General features: G+C 71.7%; 16 protein-coding genes and 1 pseudogene. 5 read left to right on the top strand and 12 right to left on the bottom strand.

Going from position 1 to position 17148, the window contains the following annotated elements; all coding sequences use genetic code 11:
- Positions 1-1457, bottom strand: a 1457-nt coding sequence (locus tag VFZ39_RS10775) for a GTP-binding protein (RefSeq protein ID WP_330865751.1), incomplete at its 3' end; no start/stop codon positions are given.
- A 141-nt stretch (positions 1458-1598) separates the two neighbouring features.
- Entirely contained in the window at positions 1599-3458 is a 1860-nt protein-coding gene (gene nhaA / locus VFZ39_RS10770; protein WP_330865750.1) for a Na+/H+ antiporter NhaA, read from the bottom strand.
- A gap of 63 nt (positions 3459-3521) precedes the next feature.
- Here nhaA and VFZ39_RS10765 point away from each other — a divergent pair, with 63 nt between their 5' ends.
- The 3 genes from VFZ39_RS10765 to VFZ39_RS10755 are packed head-to-tail and all read left to right on the top strand — an operon-like array spanning position 3522 to position 5864.
- On the top strand, positions 3522-4397 hold the full coding sequence (locus VFZ39_RS10765; RefSeq protein WP_330865749.1) for a 1,4-dihydroxy-2-naphthoate polyprenyltransferase: 876 nt from the start codon (positions 3522-3524) through the stop codon (positions 4395-4397).
- A 41-nt stretch (positions 4398-4438) separates the two neighbouring features.
- Complete coding sequence (locus tag VFZ39_RS10760) at positions 4439-5710, top strand: GNAT family N-acetyltransferase (RefSeq protein WP_330865748.1); 1272 nt, start codon at positions 4439-4441, stop codon at positions 5708-5710.
- A gap of 19 nt (positions 5711-5729) precedes the next feature.
- A complete protein-coding gene (locus VFZ39_RS10755; RefSeq protein ID WP_330865747.1) occupies positions 5730-5864 on the top strand; it encodes a hypothetical protein in 135 nt (44 codons plus the stop codon).
- A gap of 13 nt (positions 5865-5877) precedes the next feature.
- Here VFZ39_RS10755 and VFZ39_RS10750 read toward each other — a convergent pair whose 3' ends face one another.
- Positions 5878-6150 carry a DUF4229 domain-containing protein gene (locus VFZ39_RS10750; RefSeq protein WP_330865746.1) on the bottom strand — a complete coding sequence of 91 codons (273 nt, stop codon included), beginning with the start codon at positions 6148-6150 and terminating at the stop codon, positions 5878-5880.
- 44 nt (positions 6151-6194) lie between these two features.
- Here VFZ39_RS10750 and VFZ39_RS10745 point away from each other — a divergent pair, with 44 nt between their 5' ends.
- A complete protein-coding gene (locus tag VFZ39_RS10745) occupies positions 6195-6356 on the top strand; it encodes a hypothetical protein (RefSeq protein ID WP_330865745.1) in 162 nt (53 codons plus the stop codon).
- A 75-nt stretch (positions 6357-6431) separates the two neighbouring features.
- Here the strand turns inward: VFZ39_RS10745 and ccsB are convergent, their stop codons facing one another.
- From ccsB to hemL, 6 genes are read right to left on the bottom strand one after another with little or no spacing between them, the layout of a single operon-like run.
- On the bottom strand, positions 6432-7457 hold the full coding sequence (gene ccsB / locus VFZ39_RS10740; RefSeq protein WP_330865744.1) for a c-type cytochrome biogenesis protein CcsB: 1026 nt from the start codon (positions 7455-7457) through the stop codon (positions 6432-6434).
- Positions 7454-9061, bottom strand: coding sequence for a cytochrome c biogenesis protein ResB (gene resB / locus VFZ39_RS10735; RefSeq protein WP_330865743.1), 1608 nt, complete (start codon positions 9059-9061; stop codon positions 7454-7456). The genes ccsB and resB overlap by 4 nt, the downstream gene beginning before the upstream one ends.
- Positions 9061-9810: a cytochrome c biogenesis CcdA family protein gene (locus tag VFZ39_RS10730; protein ID WP_330865742.1), complete on the bottom strand. Its 750-nt coding sequence runs from the start codon at positions 9808-9810 to the stop codon at positions 9061-9063. Before VFZ39_RS10730 ends, resB begins: the two co-directional genes overlap by 1 nt.
- Positions 9803-10372 (bottom strand): TlpA disulfide reductase family protein, encoded by a 570-nt coding sequence (locus VFZ39_RS10725; protein WP_330865741.1) that lies wholly within the window; start codon positions 10370-10372, stop codon positions 9803-9805. The genes VFZ39_RS10730 and VFZ39_RS10725 overlap by 8 nt, the downstream gene beginning before the upstream one ends.
- Entirely contained in the window at positions 10369-11040 is a 672-nt protein-coding gene (locus VFZ39_RS10720; protein WP_330865740.1) for a histidine phosphatase family protein, read from the bottom strand. The genes VFZ39_RS10725 and VFZ39_RS10720 overlap by 4 nt, the downstream gene beginning before the upstream one ends.
- 7 nt (positions 11041-11047) lie before the next feature.
- Positions 11048-12373: a glutamate-1-semialdehyde 2,1-aminomutase gene (gene hemL / locus VFZ39_RS10715; RefSeq protein ID WP_330865739.1), complete on the bottom strand. Its 1326-nt coding sequence runs from the start codon at positions 12371-12373 to the stop codon at positions 11048-11050.
- Positions 12374-12622: 249 nt separating this feature from the next.
- On the opposite strand from hemL, the gene VFZ39_RS10710 reads away from it, so the two are divergent.
- Positions 12623-13789 carry a lytic transglycosylase domain-containing protein gene (locus VFZ39_RS10710; RefSeq protein ID WP_330865738.1) on the top strand — a complete coding sequence of 389 codons (1167 nt, stop codon included), beginning with the start codon at positions 12623-12625 and terminating at the stop codon, positions 13787-13789.
- Positions 13790-13859: 70 nt separating this feature from the next.
- Here VFZ39_RS10710 and hemB read toward each other — a convergent pair whose 3' ends face one another.
- The 3 genes and pseudogenes from hemB to VFZ39_RS10695 form a co-directional block, all read right to left on the bottom strand.
- Positions 13860-14855, bottom strand: a complete 996-nt coding sequence (gene hemB / locus VFZ39_RS10705; protein WP_330865737.1) for a porphobilinogen synthase — start codon at positions 14853-14855, stop codon at positions 13860-13862.
- A 7-nt stretch (positions 14856-14862) separates the two neighbouring features.
- Positions 14863-16578, bottom strand: a complete 1716-nt coding sequence (locus VFZ39_RS10700; RefSeq protein WP_330865736.1) for a uroporphyrinogen-III synthase — start codon at positions 16576-16578, stop codon at positions 14863-14865.
- Positions 16575-17148, bottom strand: a pseudogene (locus VFZ39_RS10695) (hydroxymethylbilane synthase); the annotation flags it as partial. The pseudogene VFZ39_RS10695 and the gene VFZ39_RS10700, both read right to left, overlap by 4 nt.

Below are 17148 nucleotides of genomic sequence, written 5' to 3'. Positions count from 1 at the left end.
AACCTCTCGGCGCTCTCGAACAGGTACAGCGGCATGTCGCGGGCCGGCGCGTCGACGACGAACCGGAAGCCCGACCCGGGCCGACCCGGCGCGATCCGGAGCCCGATCGTCGCCTGGTACGGGTTCTCGTCGGTGTTGAGTCGCAACACCGCCTGACCTGCGCGCCGCGGCCGTTCCACATGGAGCACCGCGGCGTCGGCGAACCTCACCTCGACTCCGTGCTCGTCGGCCAGCGTCGCGCCGATCACCTCCTGCTGAACCCGCCCGTAGAGCGACACCGTGGCGCGCCCGTCGTCGTCGGCGCGGACGTCGATCAGCGGGTCCTGGTCCGCCAGCTGTTCCAGCGCTGCTCGCAGGGCGGGACCCTGGGCCGGATCCACCGCGGTCACCGACGCCTCCAGGGTGGGCGGTGGGAAGTGGTGGGCTTCGGCCCTGGTCGCGGTGCCGAACCCGTCGCCGACCCGGACCGCAACGAGTCCGCTGACCCGGCCCACCTGTCCGGCCGCCAGCTGGTCGACCGGCACCCATGCACCCGCGTCGTGGACCGCCAGACCGCCGACCTTGCCGACCCGGCCTCCGGGGAGATCGATCCGCTGCCGCACCCGGAGCTCGCCGTCGAACATCCGGATGTACGCCAGCTTCTCGGCCGCACGCCCTCGCTCGACCTTGAACACCCGGCCGGAGGCGGCGCCGTCGGAGCGCGGCGCCGATTCCGGGAGCAGCTGTGCGATCCCCGCCATCAGCTCCGGCACCCCGGCGCCGGTGATCGCGCAACCGGCGTACACCGGGTGCAGCACACCCGCGCGGGTCTGGACGAGCAGCCGGCGTCCCAGCTCGGCGGGTGAGGGCGGCCGGCCCTCGACGTACGCCGCCAACAGCCCCTCGTCGTGCTCGGCCAGCGCCACCGCCTCCCGCTCGCGGAAGACCGGATCGTCCGCGCGGTGGGGAACGAACCGCGCCATCCGGGAGCCGGCGTCGGCGACGACCCCCATCGGCAGCAGGTCTGTGCACAACCGCGACCTGATCGCCGACAGCGCCCGGTCCAGCGAGGCACCGGACCTGTCGACCTTGTTGACGAACAGCAGAGTCGGTACGTCGAGCCGCTGCAGCGTCCGGAACAGGATCCTGGTCTGCGGCTGCACGCCCTCCACGGCCGACAGCACCAGCACCGCGGCGTCGAGCACGCCGAGCGTGCGCTCGACCTCGGCGATGAAGTCGGGGTGGCCGGGTGTGTCGATGACGTTGATCGTCCCGCCCGCGAGCGGGAAGGACACCACGGCAGCCTTGATGGTGATCCCGCGCCGGCGCTCGAGATCGAGGCTGTCGGTGAGGGTTGTGCCGGAGTCGACCGACCCCGGTTCGTCGAGGACCCCCGCACAGTGCAGGAGCCGCTCGGTCAGGGTTGTCTTACCGGCGTCGACGTGGGCGAGGACGCCCAGGTTCAGGGTGCGAGTCACGCGTGATCCCGTTCGTGTGGAAGGTGGGCAGGGCGGACGCGTGAGTCGCTCGCATCGTCGCCCCTCCTTCCGGGGATCACTCGGTTGCGGGCACCCTAAGCCGCCGACGATCCGCGGCGCGACTGGTTTTCGCCGCAGGCGTCAGCCCGACAGCCGCGAGCCCGCCTGCTCGAGCACGTCGATCAGGGTGACCGCGTCGAACGGGCCGATGTGGCGGCGGTCGCCGATGAAGAACGTCGGTGTCCCGCGGACGCCGCTGTCCTCGGCGCTCAGGACGTCGCGACGCAGCCTTTCGAGCAGCGCCTCGTCGCCGAGATCTGCCACGAACTGCTCGGGGTCGAGACCGAGCTCGGCCGCGTACCCGACCAGGTCGTCCATCTCGAGCCTGTCCTGCCGCGTGAACAGCAGGTTGTGCATCTCCCAGAACCTGCCCTGCCGGGCGGCTGCCTCCACGGCCAGACCGGCCAGCTCGGCGTGGGGGTGGACCGACAACGGGAGATGGCGGGGGACGTACCGCAGCCGCCTCCCGAAGTGGGCGTAGACCTCCTCCAGCGCCCCGGTCGCCCGCGCGCAGAACGGGCACTCGTAGTCGAGGTATTCGACCAGGGTGAGCTCGCCGTCGGGATCGCCCTTGATGTGGTCGACGGCCGGGTCGACCGGCTCGCTCAGGACCACCGGCAGTGCGGCGTCGCCCTGGCCGTGCTTGGCGGCCACCCGGAACAGCACCCAGCCGACCCCGGACGCGAGCACCGCCGCCAGCAGCACCCCCACCGTCGCCTCGTCCTGCATCTGGTCGTCAGGGAACGCGAGTGAGGCGATCAGCAGCGAGACCGTGAACCCGATCCCCGACAGCGCAGCCCCGGCCCAGACGTGACCCGACCCCACCCCCTGCGGCAGCGTGCCCCAGCCCAGCCGGATCGCGCCGAGAGAGCCGACCGCGATCCCGACCAGCTTGCCCACGACCAGACCGACCACCACGCCCCACGTGATGGCCGAGGTGAGCGCCTCGCCGAGGAGTCCGCCACGGAGGTCCACGCCTGCGTTCGCGAGGGCGAACACCGGGACGATCACGTAGCTCGTCCAGCCGTGCAGCACCTCCTGCAGCCGCTCGTTGACCGAGATCGCGCGGTTGAGCTGTTGGCGGGCGCTGCGCTGGAGCGTCGGCAGTGGCGACTGCCGGAACGCACGGAACTGTCTGGCCGCCGACTCGACCTGCACTCGGTCCGGGTCGATCGCCGGGACCAGCAGGCCGGAGATCATGCCGGCGATGGCGGCGTGCAGACCCGACTGGAGAGTCGCGATCCACAGCACCACGACCACTGCGACGTACGGCGAGGCCCGCCAGACGCCGAAGCGGGCCAGCCCGGCGAGGACGAGCAGGCACCCGGTCGCGACACCGAGTGCGACCAGGTCGATCTCGTCGGAGTAGACGACGCCGATCACCGACACCGCGACGATGTCGTCGATGACCGTGAGGGTGAGCAGGAAGATCCGCAGCTGGGTCGAGACCGCAGGCCCGACCAGGGCCAGCATCCCGAGCAGGAACGCCGTGTCGGTGCCGATCACGATGCCCCACCCGGCCGCGGCGTCACCGCCCGGGTTGAGCGCCAGGTAGAGCAGCGCCGGGACGATCATCCCGCCGACTCCCGCGGCGACCGGCACTGCCAGGCTGCTCCGCTCGGTCAGCTCGCCGACCGAGAACTCGCGTCGTACCTCGAGACCGATGACGAAGAAGAACACGACCATCAGGCCGTCGTTGACCCACTCGTGCAGGCTCATCGTGACGCCGCTCCCGGCCAGCGTCACCGAGAGCTCGGAGTGCCAGAAGTCGACGTAGTAGACCGACAGCGGCGAGTTGGCCCACACCAGGGCCAGCAGCGAGACCGCTACCAGCAGCCCGGCGCTGCCCGCCTCGGTGCGGATGAACGTGTGGCGCGGTTCGCGGTGCCGTTCGTCGAAGTCCGCCCAGAAGTCGGCCTCCGACGACTCGCTCACTGCCACCCGACGATGCTAGTGCTCGTCCACCAGCCCCAGCCTCCTCGTCCACCTGCTTGAATCCCCCGCATGCCTCCCCTGTCCGACTGGATCGCCGGAGCCCGGCCGCGCACGCTGCCGGCTGCGGTGTCGCCGGTCCTGGCGGGCACCGCGCTCGCGGCGTACGACGGCGCACTCGTGTGGTGGAAGGCGCTGCTCGCGCTCGTGGTGAGCCTCGCGCTGCAGGTGGGCGTCAACTTCGCCAACGACTACTCCGACGGGGTCCGCGGCACCGACGACGAGCGCGTGGGGCCGATGAGACTGGTCGGCTCCGGGCGCGCGTCACCGGGCTCGGTCAAGGCGGCCGCCTTCGCGGCGTTCGGCGTCGCGGCGGCGGCCGGCCTCGTGCTCGCCGCGACCACGGCCTGGTGGCTGGTCGCGATCGGTGCCGTCTGCGTGGTCGCGGCGTGGTTCTACACCGGCGGCTCGCGCCCGTACGGCTACCGCGGCCTCGGCGAGGTCATGGTCTTCGTGTTCTTCGGACCGGTCGCGGTCGTCGGCACCTACGGGGTGCAGGCCGAACAGGTCACCGCCGCGCCGGTCTGGGCGGGCGTCGCGATCGGCGCGATCACCACGGCGATCCTGGTGGTCAACAACCTGCGCGACATCCCGACCGACACTGAGGCGGGCAAGCGCACCCTTGCAGTCCTGCTCGGCGAGCCGCGCACTCGCGGCCTGTACGTGCTGCTGCTCGGTGTCGCCGTGGTCGCCGCGGTCGCAGTCGCGGCCGCGACCACGTGGGGCGCCCTGCTGACGATGGGCTTCCTGCTGCCGGCCGTGCCCGCCGTCCGCGCGGTCGCCGGCGGCGCTCGCGGGCCGCAGCTGGTCCCCGCCCTGGGCCAGACGGGACTCGCCACCCTCGCCTGGGCGGTGCTGCTCGCCGCCGGCCTGCAGCTCGGTCGATAACCACGCGACGCGTGCGGTGCCGTCGACTACGGTCGATCCTCGTGGACTACGAGTACGCCGCCCTCGACTTCTCCGACGAGTCGGAGGCCGGCCGGGAGCGCAGGGCCGCCTGGATGCAGGCGGTGTCGCAGGGCTTCCACCAGGGCCGGCCGCCGCAGGAGCAGGTGGACGTGTGGCTCCGCCACGTCGAGGCGGACGACGTCGAGTGCCGTGGCGTCTGGCTGCCAGAGGGAGCCTTCGGCGCCGGACCGGTTCCGGTCGCCACCACCTCGTGGTTCGACAAGACCCTCAACACCGGCCGCGACCTGCTCCCGCTGCGGATGATCACCGACGTGACCACCAATCCGGCCCACCGTCGGCGTGGCCTGATCCGCACCCTCATGGAGGACTGCCTCTCCGACGCGGCCGCACGGGGCATCCCGCTGGCCGCGCTCACGGTCTCGGAGACCACGATCTACGGCCGCTGGGGCTTCGGGGTGGCGACGTTCGGCGAGCACGTCGAGGTGGACACCGGGCCGCGGTTCGGGCTGCGCCCGGGCATCGAGCCGGCCGGCCGGGTCGAGATGGTCGACCCGCGCGACTCCTGGCCGCTGATCAGTCGCCTGCTCGACCGGCACCACCGCGAGCACCGCGGCTCGGTCGCCACCCCGGGGTTCTACGAGGACATCTACACCGGCCGGTACCACTGGATGGAGCGCAGCCCCGACGCCAAGCTGCGCGCGGCGGTCCACCTGACCGAGGAGGACGCCGAGGTCGACGGGATGGTCCTCTACCGGGTCGAGAAGGAGGACGGCAAGCGGCTCGCCCGGGTCGTGTGTCTGCTCGGCTTCGGTGCCGACGCGTACCTCGGGCTGTGGCGGTTCCTGGCCGGCATCGACCTGGTCGAGCGCGTCGTCTGGCACGCGGCCGACCCCGCCGACCCGGTGCGCTGGGCGCTCGCCGACCTCGGCGCGTTCAAGACCACCGCGATGGAGGACTTCCTCTGGGTGCGCCTGCTCGACGTGCCGATGGCGCTGGGCGCGCGGCCGTGGGCCGCCGACGGTGACCTGGTGCTCGAGGTGACCGACGCCCAGGGGCACGCGTCGGGGCGCTACCGGCTGCTGGCCAAGGACGGCGTGGCGGACGTCTCCCGGTCCGACGACCGCGCCGAGGTCGCGCTCAGCGCGGAGACCCTCGGGTCGCTCTACCTCGGAGGCGTGCCGGCGTCAGGCCTGCGCGACACGGGCCGGATCACCGGGGACCGGGCGGCGGTCGACCGGTTGGTCGCGATGGCGACCCTGCCGACCCAGCCGTTCAACCTGCTGGGTTTCTAGTCCGGCGTACAGTGGCGGCATGGGTTGGTTGATCCTGATCGTGCTGGTCGTCGGCGGTTACCTCGCCTGGAAGAACCGCGTCCCTCTGATGGCCAAGCTGCTCGGCCAGTCGGAGTCGCGTGTCAACCGTCAGCTCAACCGGAAGCGCGACTGACGCCCGACGCCGGTCACGGCGTCTCGTCGTCGGAGTCCTCCTTCGACCGTTGCGCCTCGAGGGCTGCCGACGCGCGCTCGGCCCGGGCCTGCACCTTCCGGGCGAACGCCTCGCGGGAACGGTCGAGCAGGAAGTACGACGCGACGCCGGAGATCGCGAAGGCGACCACTACCGCCCACAGCACCGGCACCTGGTCGGAGGCCAGCAGCCAGACCCCGAAGACCACGGCGAGCGTCCCCACGAAGATCAGCAACCGCAGTCCGGTGTAGACCCAGAACTCCTTCACCGGGCCAGGGTAGGTGGTGACCAGGCGCCGCCTATCCTGAGGGCATGAAGTTCGTGCTGCTGGTGGCGCTGATCGCGGTCGCGATCTACTTCACCATCCGGGTGATCGAGCGACGGGGCGTACGCAGGCCCCCGCGCCCGACGCGCCCGCCGCAGCGCCCGATCGGGCCCGACGACGACCCGGACTTCCTCAGCGGACTCAACTAGCGACGTCGCTGCTGTCGACGCCGGCTTCCCCGCCTGAGCGGGGAAACCCGCACCTGGCGGGCGAAACCTCCCGCGCTAGGTGCGAGATTCGCCCAGGAGGTTCCCGACCTCGGGGCTGGCGTGATGTGAGGCGGGCGCGGCGTAGGCGTGCTGGCTCGTCGAGGAGAAGTAGTTGATCCCGACGAAGTTGAACCACAGCGTCGCGACGCCCACGATCGCCAGCCACGCCGCCTTGCGCCCCCGCCAGCCCGCTGTGGCCCGGGCGTGCAGGTACGCGGCGTAGACGACCCAGGTGATGAGGGCCCAGACCTCCTTGGGGTCCCAGCCCCAGTAGCGGCTCCACGCTTCGTAGGCCCAGATCGGGCCGGCGATCAGCACCGCGAAGGTCCACACCGGGAACGCGAACGCGTGCAGCCGGTACGAGAGCCGGTCGAGGTCGGCAGGCGCGGGCACACGTGCGAGATAGCCCTTCGACGATGCGCCCTCGCGGCTCTTCAACAGGTAGAGCACCGAGGAGATGCCACCGAGCGTGAAGGCCGCCGTGGCGATGATCGCGGCGACGACGTGGATCACCAACCACGGCGAGTTGAGCGCCTCGGTGAGCGGCGCGATCGGCGCATAGAGCACGAGCACGGCCAGCATCAGCAGCGAGAGCACTACCCCGACCACGACCGGCGCCATCCAGGCCAGCGCGAAGCGGCGGAGTGCGACCAGGAAGAGCAGCGCGATCCAGAACGTGCCGGAGAGCGTGAACTCGTACATGTTGCCCCACGGCACGCGGTTCGGGTCGGCCGCGAGGCCGCGGCAGAGCAGCGCGAACCCGTGCACGACCACGGCGAGCCCGGTGAGGAGCAGGCCGAGCCGACCGAAGAAGGCCTCCCGGCGTCGATCGTCCGCGTCCGTGGGCGCCTCTGCGTCCGGGCCGATCGCGACCGTGAGGCCGCCCGCGGCGCCACTCTCGTACGCCGTGGCGTCGGCCGGCTCCGCGACCCGCCGAGCGACGACCAGCTCCGCGAGCAGCGCCAGCAGCGCCAGGAAGTAGAGGACCCCGGCACCGGCGACCGCCTGGTTGCTCAAGGCCTCCCAGCCGGCGTCGGTCATCGCGGCTCCTCCCGCTCGTGCTGCTCGTCCTGCTCGTTCTGCTCGTCCTGCTCGTCCTGCTTCAGGGCCGCGAGCAAGTCTGCCAGCACCGTGCTCACGTCGTCCCCACCGGCCCGGGCAAGGACGGCGACCTCGACCAGGGTGTCACCCTGCTCGTCACGGCGCGCACGCACCCAGGTACGCCGCGGCCGGATGAACAGCGAGCCCAGCAGTCCCAGCAGGGCGAGCACGACCCCGACCAGGGTCAGCCACCGCCCCGGTGTCTGGCTGACCTGCAGCTTGTTCCAGCGCTCGAGGCCCTCGAACGTCACGCTGCCGGCACCGTTCGGCAGGTCGACGGTGTCTCCAAGCGCGAGGTCGACGCGGAACATCGACCCGTCCGGGCTCTCCACCAGCTCGACGTCCGACTTGTCCAGCACGTAGACCGACTGTGACCGTCCCGCGTCCATGCCGAGGTCACCGACGTAGGCCTGCATCGAGATCGCCGGGTTCTTCGCGTCGCCGAACACCGAGAACGGCCCAGTCTCCTCTGTGAACGCGTAGGTCGGGAAGAACCAGCCCTCGAGCCCGATCTGCTGGGGGCGGGCGTCCGGGGCCTTCACCACGCCGATCGAGCGGAACGACGGGTCCTCGGGCAGGAACACCGTCGGCCCGCTGTAGGCCACGTCGCCGTTTCCGTCCCTGATCGTGATGACGGGGGCGTAGCCGTGGCCGATCAGGAAGACGCCGGTGTCGCCGATCGTCAGCGGATGGTTGACGCGCAGGTCGTACTCCTCCGGCTCCCCACCATCCTCGGCGTACCGCACGTGCGACACGAACTTGCGGGCCTGGCCCTGCGCGGGGCCAGAGGTCATCCACTCGACGTCGAAGTCCTCGATGTCGAGGTAGAAGTCGTCGAGGTCCTCCTCACCGAACAGACTGCCCGGGTTGAAGTCGTCGTAGGAGGTCAGGTCGTTCGACATGCCGTTGCCCACCACGACGATCATCCCGCCCTGGTAGCCGAACAGGCTGCCGATCGCGAACCCGGCCATCACCACCAGCACCGACACGTGGAACAGCAGGTTCCCTGCCTCCCGCAACTGGCCGCGCTCTGCCGAGACGGAGTCGGCGTCCGGGTCGGTGCGGCGGATCCGCTGGCCTGCGAGCAGGGCGCGGGCGCGCGCGAGCACCTGGTCAGGCGTCTCGTCGGTGCGGTACGTCGCATGGTCGGGCAACCGGTCGAGACGGCGTGGGGTCGCGGGCGGCTGGGAGCGGAGCGCCTTGGCGTACACCGCGATCCGCGGCACGAAGCATCCGATCAGCGAGATCGTCAGGAGCAGGTAGATCGCGGCGAACCACGGGGTGCCGTACACGTCGAACAGCCCGAGCCGCTCGTACACCGGCGTCAGGTCGGGGTGCGCGTCCTGCCACTGTGACGCCTTGAGCGAGTCGACCTCCTCCTGCGGGATCACCGAGCCGGGGATCGCCGCCAGCGCGAGCAGGAGCAGCAGGACCAGCGCCGTCCGCATCGAGGTGAGCTGACGCCAGCACCAGCGCAGCAGCTCGACGAAGGTGAGCTCTCCGGGGCGGCGAGCCGCCGGTCGTTCCCGGGTCTCCACGGCCATCAGACGCTGGTCTCGAAGTCGAGGACCAGCTGCAGCTGCAGCCACGACACGATCTCGGCCCACCAGCCCGTGACGAGCAGCAGCCCGACGCCGACCATCATCAGCCCGCCCAGCCGCATGATCAGCAGCTGGTGGCGCCGGATCGCCGCGAACGCACCCAGGGTCTTTCGGAAGGCGATCGCGGCGATGACGAACGGCAGCCCCAGTCCGAGGGCGTAGAACACCGACAGCAGCGCGCCGCGGGCGGCGGTGCCCTCGTTGATCGAGAGGGTGGAGATCACCGCCAGGGTCGGTCCCATGCACGGCGTCCAGCCGAGGCCGAAGAGCACGCCGAGGAGCGGGGCTGCCGCGAGCCCGACCGCCGGCACCCGGTGCACCCGCACGTCTCGCTGCAGCCACGGCACGACGCCTGCGAAGACGAGTCCCAGCAGGATCGTCATCACTCCGAGCACCACGGTGATCTCCCGCTGCCAGGTGATCAGCCAGGCCCCCAGCGCTCCGGACACGCTGCCGAGCGCCACGAAGACGGCGGTGAAGCCGAGCACGAAGAGCAACGAGCCCGCGAGCATCCGGCCCCGCCGGGCGCTCTCGAGGTCGGCGGCAGACAGGCCGGTGGCGTAGGAGAGGTAGCCCGGCAGCAACGGGATCACGCACGGGGAGAAGAAGGACACCAGCCCGGCGACCAGGGCCACCGGGATCGCCAGCGCAAGTGAGCCGGACCCGGCAGTGGTCTCGAACCACTCACCCATCGGCGGTCTCTCCGAGCACGTCCTCGACCACTTGCACGAGGGTCGTGCTCGAGGGCAGCTTGCCCAGGATCGACGCCGCCACGCGGCCCTCGGCGTCGAGCACGACGAACGACGGGATCGAGTTGGGGGCGAGGACTCCCCTGAACGCGAGCATCTCCTTGCCGTCCGGCGAGAAGTACGACGGGTACGGGATCCCGTTGGTGCGCACGAACGCCTGGGCCGTCTCGGGTGACGGGTCCCGTCGGTTGATTCCCACGAACGCGGCGGCGTCACCGAGCTCCTCCGCCGCCGCGACGACGTCGGGTACCTCCTCCCGGCACGGCGGGCACCACGCACCCCAGACCACGACCACGACCGGCTTGCCTCGGAAGTCCTGCAGGTCGATGGTGCGCCCCTCGAGGTCCTCACCGACGAGCTCGACCGGCTGCTCGCGCTCGCTCACCGCGCGCTGCACCACCTGCCCCTCGCCGGTGACGTACCCCTTCTCACCGGTGCCGTCGAGGCCCGAGCAGCCCGACAGCACCAGCAGCCCTGCGAGCAGGGCCAGCACGGTCCTGGTCACGGCCGGTTCTCCTCCGGCGCCCCACCGGCCGAGAACGGGGACTGCTTGTCACGCGTCGGGATCAGGTCGCCCGCAGGCTCGGAGTAGGACAGCTTCGTCAGCCGGTCGTCGCTGAAGTGGAGGCTGGTGAGCGAGCAGAGCGTGCACTGCCGCTTGCGCGGGTCGTGCAGGTACGAGCGCTTCTCCACGTGCAGCCGGGTCGTCCAGATCGGCAGCTGGTGCGACACGACCGCGGCCTCGTGACCGCGGGCAGCGTCGCGGGCGTCGTGGACCGCCGCCATCATCCGGGTCGCGATCTCGGCGTACGGCTCACCCCACGACGGCCTGAACGGGTTCCAGAGGTACCGCCAGGTGCGGGGGTTCAGCAGCGTCCTGGCTCCGGCTCCGAACCCTTCGCCCTCGAACTTGTTCTCGGACTCGATCACCCGCTCATCGACGACGACCTCGAGGTCGCGGGCTGTCGCCAGCGGGGCAGCCGTCTCCTGCGCGCGCTCGAGGGGGGAGGCGACGATGTGAGTGATGTCGCGGTCGCCGACGACGTCCGCGACCCGCTGCGCCATCGCGCGTCCGAGCTCGGAGAGGTGGAAGCCCGACATCCGGCCGTAGAGCACGCCGGAGGGGTTGTGGACCTCGCCGTGCCGGATCAGGTGGACGATCGTCTCGGTCATGGTCGACTCACGCCCCGGCCGCGGCGGCTGCAGCCCGGGCCGCGCCCGGCAGCGCGTCGAGCACCGTCTGCACCGCTCGGTCATCGTGTGCCGAGGAGAGGAACCAGCCCTCGTACGCCGAGGGCGGCAGATGCACACCGGCGTCGAGCATCGCGTGGAAGAACGCGGCGTACGCGCCTGCGTCCTGGGACGAGGCGTCGGCGAAGTCGCGAACCGGTCGGTCGGTGAAGAACACCGAGAACATCGTCCCGGCGGACTGGATGCCGTGCGGCACCCCTGCCCCGCCGAGGGCCTCGGACGCGGCCGTCTTCAGCACCTCGCCGGTCTTGGTGAGGTGGTCGTAGACGCCGTCGTCCGCCAGCCGCAGGGTCGCGAGCCCGGCGGTGGTGGCGATCGGGTTCCCCGACAGGGTGCCCGCCTGGTAGACCGGTCCCTCCGGGGCGAGCTGCCGCATCACGTCGGCGCGGCCGCCGAACGCCGCAGCCGGGAACCCGCCGCCCATCACCTTGCCGAAGGTCATCAGGTCCGGGCGCCAGCCCTCGACGGCGCCGTCGATCCCCCACTGCCCGTGCTTGCTCGCGCGGAACCCGGTCATCACCTCGTCGGACACGAACAGCGCACCGTGCTCGCGGCAGGTGCGAGCCAGGAACTCGTTGAACCCGGGCTCGGGCTCGATCACGCCCATGTTGCCCGGCGCTGCCTCGGTGATCAGGCAGGCGATCCGGTCACCGTGGACGGCGAACGCCTCGGTCACCGCGGCGCGGTCGTGGTAGGGCAGCACGAGCGTCAGGGAGGTCGCGGACTCGGGCACGCCCGGGGTGCCGGGGATCGCCAGCGTCGCGGGTCCGGACCCGGCCGCGGCGAGCAGCGCATCGACATGCCCGTGGTAGCAGCCGGCAAACTTCACGACCATGTCGCGGCCGGTGAACCCGCGCGCCAGCCGGATCGCCGACATCGTCGCCTCGGTGCCGGTGGAGACGAACCGGACCATGTCGACCGGCGTACGGGCGACGATCTCCTCGGCGAGCTCGGTCTCCTGCTCGGTCGGGGCGCCGAACGACGTACCGCGGGTGACCGCTGCGGCGACGGCCGCCTGCACCTCCGGGTGGGCGTGGCCGAGCAGCATCGGGCCCCACGAGCAGATCAGGTCGACGTACTCGTTGCCGTCGACGTCGGTCAGCCAGGCGCCGCGGGCGGACCGGATGAACCGCGGGGTGCCACCGACCGCCGAGAACGCGCGTACCGGTGAGTTCACGCCGCCCGGGGTCACCGCACGGGCCCGGCCGATCAGGGCCTCGGAACGTTCGGTCGGCGTGGTGCGGTCGGGGCTCACGCGGCCCATTGTCGCGGAGGCACCCCAACGGGCAGGAATCGGGACCGGGAACGCTGGTCGTCCGGCGCGGCCCGCCTGGTTCACAGAATTGTCACGCCTGGGGCTGGCCGAGACCCCGGGGGTCCGGGTTACCGTGGAGAGGCAGGACCTACCGACGCGTAACTCGGGGCTACCGGGGTCGTTGAGGAAGATGTCCCCGTGCAGAGGGAGCACGGCTACGGGACGCGTTCCACAGGAAGTTCGAGAACCATGGCAGCATCGCGATCCGGTCGTTTCCAGAAGGTCACGACACTGCTGCCGCTCGCGCTGCTCTCTGCGGCGGTGACCGCGTCCTTGACCGGTGTCGGCGTGACCAGCGCGACTGCCGAGCCCGACCGGCCGGCCACGCTCCCCGACGGCACCTCCATGCCCGGCGCGGAGATCGCGGTCCCCGCCAGCGTCAGCAGCCCGGACGACCCACGCCGTGAGGTGGACGGCGCTCTCGACCGGGCGGTCGCCACGGCGTCCGCCTCGGGCATCCCCGCCGCTGCCCTGGCCGCCTACCAGCGGGCCGAGACCGTCATCAACGCTGCCGACAAGTCGTGCCACCTCTCCTGGCAGCTGCTTGCGGCGATCGGCCGGGTCGAGTCCGACCACGGCCGGTTCGGCGGCAACACGCTCGACGACGAGGGGCTCGCGACGCCCGGCATCTACGGCATCGCCCTCAACGGCAAGAACGGCACCCAGGCGATCTCCGACACCGACGCCGGCCAGTACGACTCCGATTCGCGCTGGGACCGCGCGGTCGGCCCGATGCAGTTCATCCCGTCCACCTGGTCGGTCGTCGGGGTCGACGGCGACAACGACGGCAAGCGCAACCCGCAGGACATCGACGACGCCGCCCTGGCGAGCGCCGTCTACCTGTGCTCCGGGAAGGACGACCTGTCCACCGAGAAGGGACAACGGGCAGCGGTCTACCGCTACAACCACAGCGACGAGTACGTCGACCTGGTGCTCGCGTTCATGAAGGCCTACCTCGAGGGCGACTTCACCTCGGTCCCGAACGGCGTCACGAGCGTCGGCAGCTTCACCCCGTCCGCCACCGGACCGGGCTCGTCGCAGGGCAGCGGCGGCAAGGGTGACGGAGGCAAGGACTCCAACCTCTCCGACCCCGGCGGCAGCGGCGGATCGGGCAACGGCGGCAGCGGTGGCGGCGGCAACGGTGGCGGCAACCCCGGTGGCGGTGGCGGCGGTGGCACCACCACGCCCACCCCTGCCGATGTCCCCGACATCCCGCTCCCGCCGGTCGAGGACGTCCTCACCGAGGGGGAGGCCACCATCCAGTGCCTCGCCGAGCGCGGCGTCGACAGCGTCCTGGACCTCAACCCGCTCCAGCTGCTCGAGTTCAACGCCTGCATGGACAACCTCGGCTTCTGACGACCGTCTGAGCCGGGGGTTCGAGGCGAGGAGCGCCAGCGACGAGCCTCGAAACCCCCGGAGGCACGAATCAGCGGATCAGGCGAGCGGCTTCGGAGGCCCAGTAGGTGAGGATGACGTCGGCGCCGGCTCGGTGGATCGAGGTGAGGGTCTCGAGGATGGCGGCCTCGCGATCGATCCAACCGTGGGCGGCGGCGGCCTCGAGCATGGAGTACTCGCCCGAGACGTTGTACGCCGCGACCGGGACCGGGACCGCGTCGCGGACCGCCCGCACCACGTCGAGGTAGCCGAGGGCGGGCTTGACCATCACGACGTCGGCACCCTCGGCGACGTCGAGCACCGCCTCGCGGACGCCCTCGCGCGCGTTCGCCGGGTCCTGCTGGTAGGTACGCCGGTCACCCTCGAGCGAGGAGTCCACCGCCTCACGGAAGGGGCCGAAGAAGGCCGAGGCGTACTTCGCGGAGTAGGCGAGGATCGAGACCTCGACGTGGCCGGCGGCGTCGAGCGCCTCCCGCACCGCGCGCACCTGCCCGTCCATCATCCCGCTCGGGCCGACCATGTCGATGCCCGCCGCGGCCTGGGCGAGTGCCATCTCGGCGTACCGCTGCAGCGTCTGGTCGTTGTCGACCCGGCCGTCGGTGCCGAGCACACCGCAGTGTCCGTGGTCGGTGAACTCGTCGAGGCACAGGTCGCTCATCACCGTCAGCGCATCGCCGACCTCGGCCACCACGTCGGTGATGGCGAGGTTGAGGATCCCCGACGGGTCGGTGGCGCCGGTCCCGATCGCGTCCTTCTCGGCGGGGATGCCGAAGAGCATGACCCCGCCGAGCCCGAGCTCGGCCGCCTCGGCCACCGCCTTCAGCAGGCTGCTGCGCGTGTGCTGCACCACCCCCGGCATCGACCCGATCGGGCGCGGCTCGCTGAGGCCCTCACGCACGAACACGGGCAGCACCAGCTGCCGCGGCGCGACCGCGGTCTCGGCCACCAGCCGACGCATCGCAGCCGTCGTCCGCAGCCGGCGCGGGCGCACCAGCGGCAGGCTGAGCGGGTCGCCGGGCTGGGTCACGACCAGGTCACCGTGAGCTCGAGCCGGTCGCGCGGCGGCGGGACCTGCGTGCGGCGCTGGATCGCTCCGACGGCTTGGTGACCTCCTGCCCGGCCTCCAGCATCGCTGCCCGGCGGCTGGCGCCGAAGTCCGCGAGCGCATCCACGAGCAGCTCGACGTCCGGCTTGCTGGCCATCACGTCCACCCGCAGTCCGTGGTCCTCGGCGGTCTTGGCCGTGGCCGGCCCGATCACGGCGATCACCGTGGACGGGTGCGGCTTGCCGGCGATGCCGACCAGGTTGCGCACGGTCGAGGACGACGTGAAGACCACGGCGTCGAACTTCCCGGTCTTGATGGCGTCGCGGGTGGGCGCCGGCGGCGGCGTCGCCCGCACGGTGCGGTACGCCGTGACGTCGTCGCACTCCCAGCCCAGGTCGATCAGGCCCGCCACGAGGTTCTCGGTGGCGATGTCGGCGCGAGGCAGGAACACCCGGTTGATCGGGTCGAGGACGTCGTCGTACGGCGGCCACTCGGCCAGCAGCCCGGCGGCGGACTGCTCACCGGTGGGCACCAGGTCGGCCCGCAGGCCCCAGGCCGCGATCGCCTCGGCGGTCTTGTCGCCGACCGCGGCGATCTTCAGACCGGAGAACGCCCGCGCGTCGAGCCCGTACTCCTCGAACTTCTCACGCACCGCCCGCACGGCGTTGACCGAGGTGAACGCGATCCACTCGTAGCGGCCCTCGACCAGGCCGCGGACGGCCTTGTCCATCTGCTGCGGGTTGCGGGGCGGCTCGACCGAGATGGTCGGCACCTCCTCGGGCACCGCGCCGTGACCGCGCAGCCGGTTCGTCAGGGAGGCAGCCTGCTCCTTGGTGCGAGGCACCAGCACCCGCCACCCGAACAGCGGCTTGGTCTCGAACCACGACAGCGTCTCGCGCAGGTCGACGACCGGGCCCACCACGGTGACGGCGGGCGGCTCCATGCGGGCCGCGCGCGCGTCCTCGGCGATGTGCTCGAGGGTGGAGGTGACCGTGCTCTGCTCGGTCGTGGTCCCGACCCGGGTCATGGCGACCGGGGTGTCCGCAGGCCGACCCGCGTCAACCAGCGCATCGGCGATCTCGCTGATGGCGCCGACCGCGCTCAGCAGCACCAGCGTGCGGTCGTCGGCGTACCGCGCCCAGTCGACGGAGCCTCCGCAGGTCACGACGGTGACCTCACGGTTCTCCTTGGTGGTCAGCGGGATGCCGGCGTACGCCGGGACAGCTCCGACCGACGAGACACCCGGGACGATCTCGAACCCGACGCCCGCCTTGACACAGGCCTGCGCCTCCTCGGGTCCGGACGCGTAGAGGAACGGGTCGCCGGCCATGAGCCGCACGACGCGCTGCTTCTTGCCGTGCTTGACGACCACCTTCGCGCGAGCGGCGTGGGTCAGCGGCTGTCCGTCCTCACCGAAACCGCCGTCGACGAACACCGGCCCGGTCGGGCCGGGCGTCTCGGGCGGCTCGGCGGTCTCGGCGTCGGCCTGGGGCAGGCCGAGCAGCCGGCGCGCCATCGGCTCGTGCTCGGGCATCTCGGTGACGATCACCTCCGCCTGCCGAAGCAGGTCGACGGCGCGCACCGTGAGCAGGTCGGGATCCCCGGGGCCGCTGCCCACGAAGGACACCCAGCCCGGGGCGGACGTGCCGGAGGACACTGTGGCGGACGAGGCCCCCGAGGGGGTCGTGGTCTTGGCTCGCGTCATGCGTTCTGCCTCTTCGCTGGTGCTGCGGATGTGGTGCTGGTCAGTGGCTGGTCCAGGTCTGCTGCCCCGTCGGCGAGCATCTCCTGCGCCAGCCCGGCGCCGACGCCGGCGGCGTCGGCCGGGTCGCCCGATGCGGACTTCCGCACCGCGAGCGCCCCGTCGTGGGAGAGGGCTACCGCCCGCACCCACAGCTCCTCCCCGTCGTCGCCCTCGACCACCTCGGCCAGGGCTCCGATCGGAGCGGAGCAGCCACCCTCGAGGGTGGCGAGCACGGCCCGTTCGGCGTCGACCGACGCCCGGGTCCGTGAGTCTTCGAGAGTGGCCAGCGCGGCCACCAGCTCGCTGTCGTCGGCCCGGCACTCCACAGCGAGCGCGCCCTGTCCGGGCGCGGGGAGCAGCTGCAGGGGGTCGAGCACCTCTGTCGCCTCGTCGAGTCGGCCGAGCCGGGCCAGTCCCGCGCGCGCGAGCACGACCGCGTCGTACTCACCGTCGCGGACCTTGCCGAGCCGCGTGTCCACGTTGCCACGGATGTCGACGACCTCCAAGCCGAGCCCGAGGGCGTGCAGCTGG

Source organism: Nocardioides sp. (genome assembly GCF_036374615.1).
Lineage (GTDB): Bacteria > Actinomycetota > Actinomycetes > Propionibacteriales > Nocardioidaceae > Nocardioides.
Note: the sequence above shows the minus strand (reverse complement) of the source record. Positions and strands in the feature narration are given on the sequence as shown.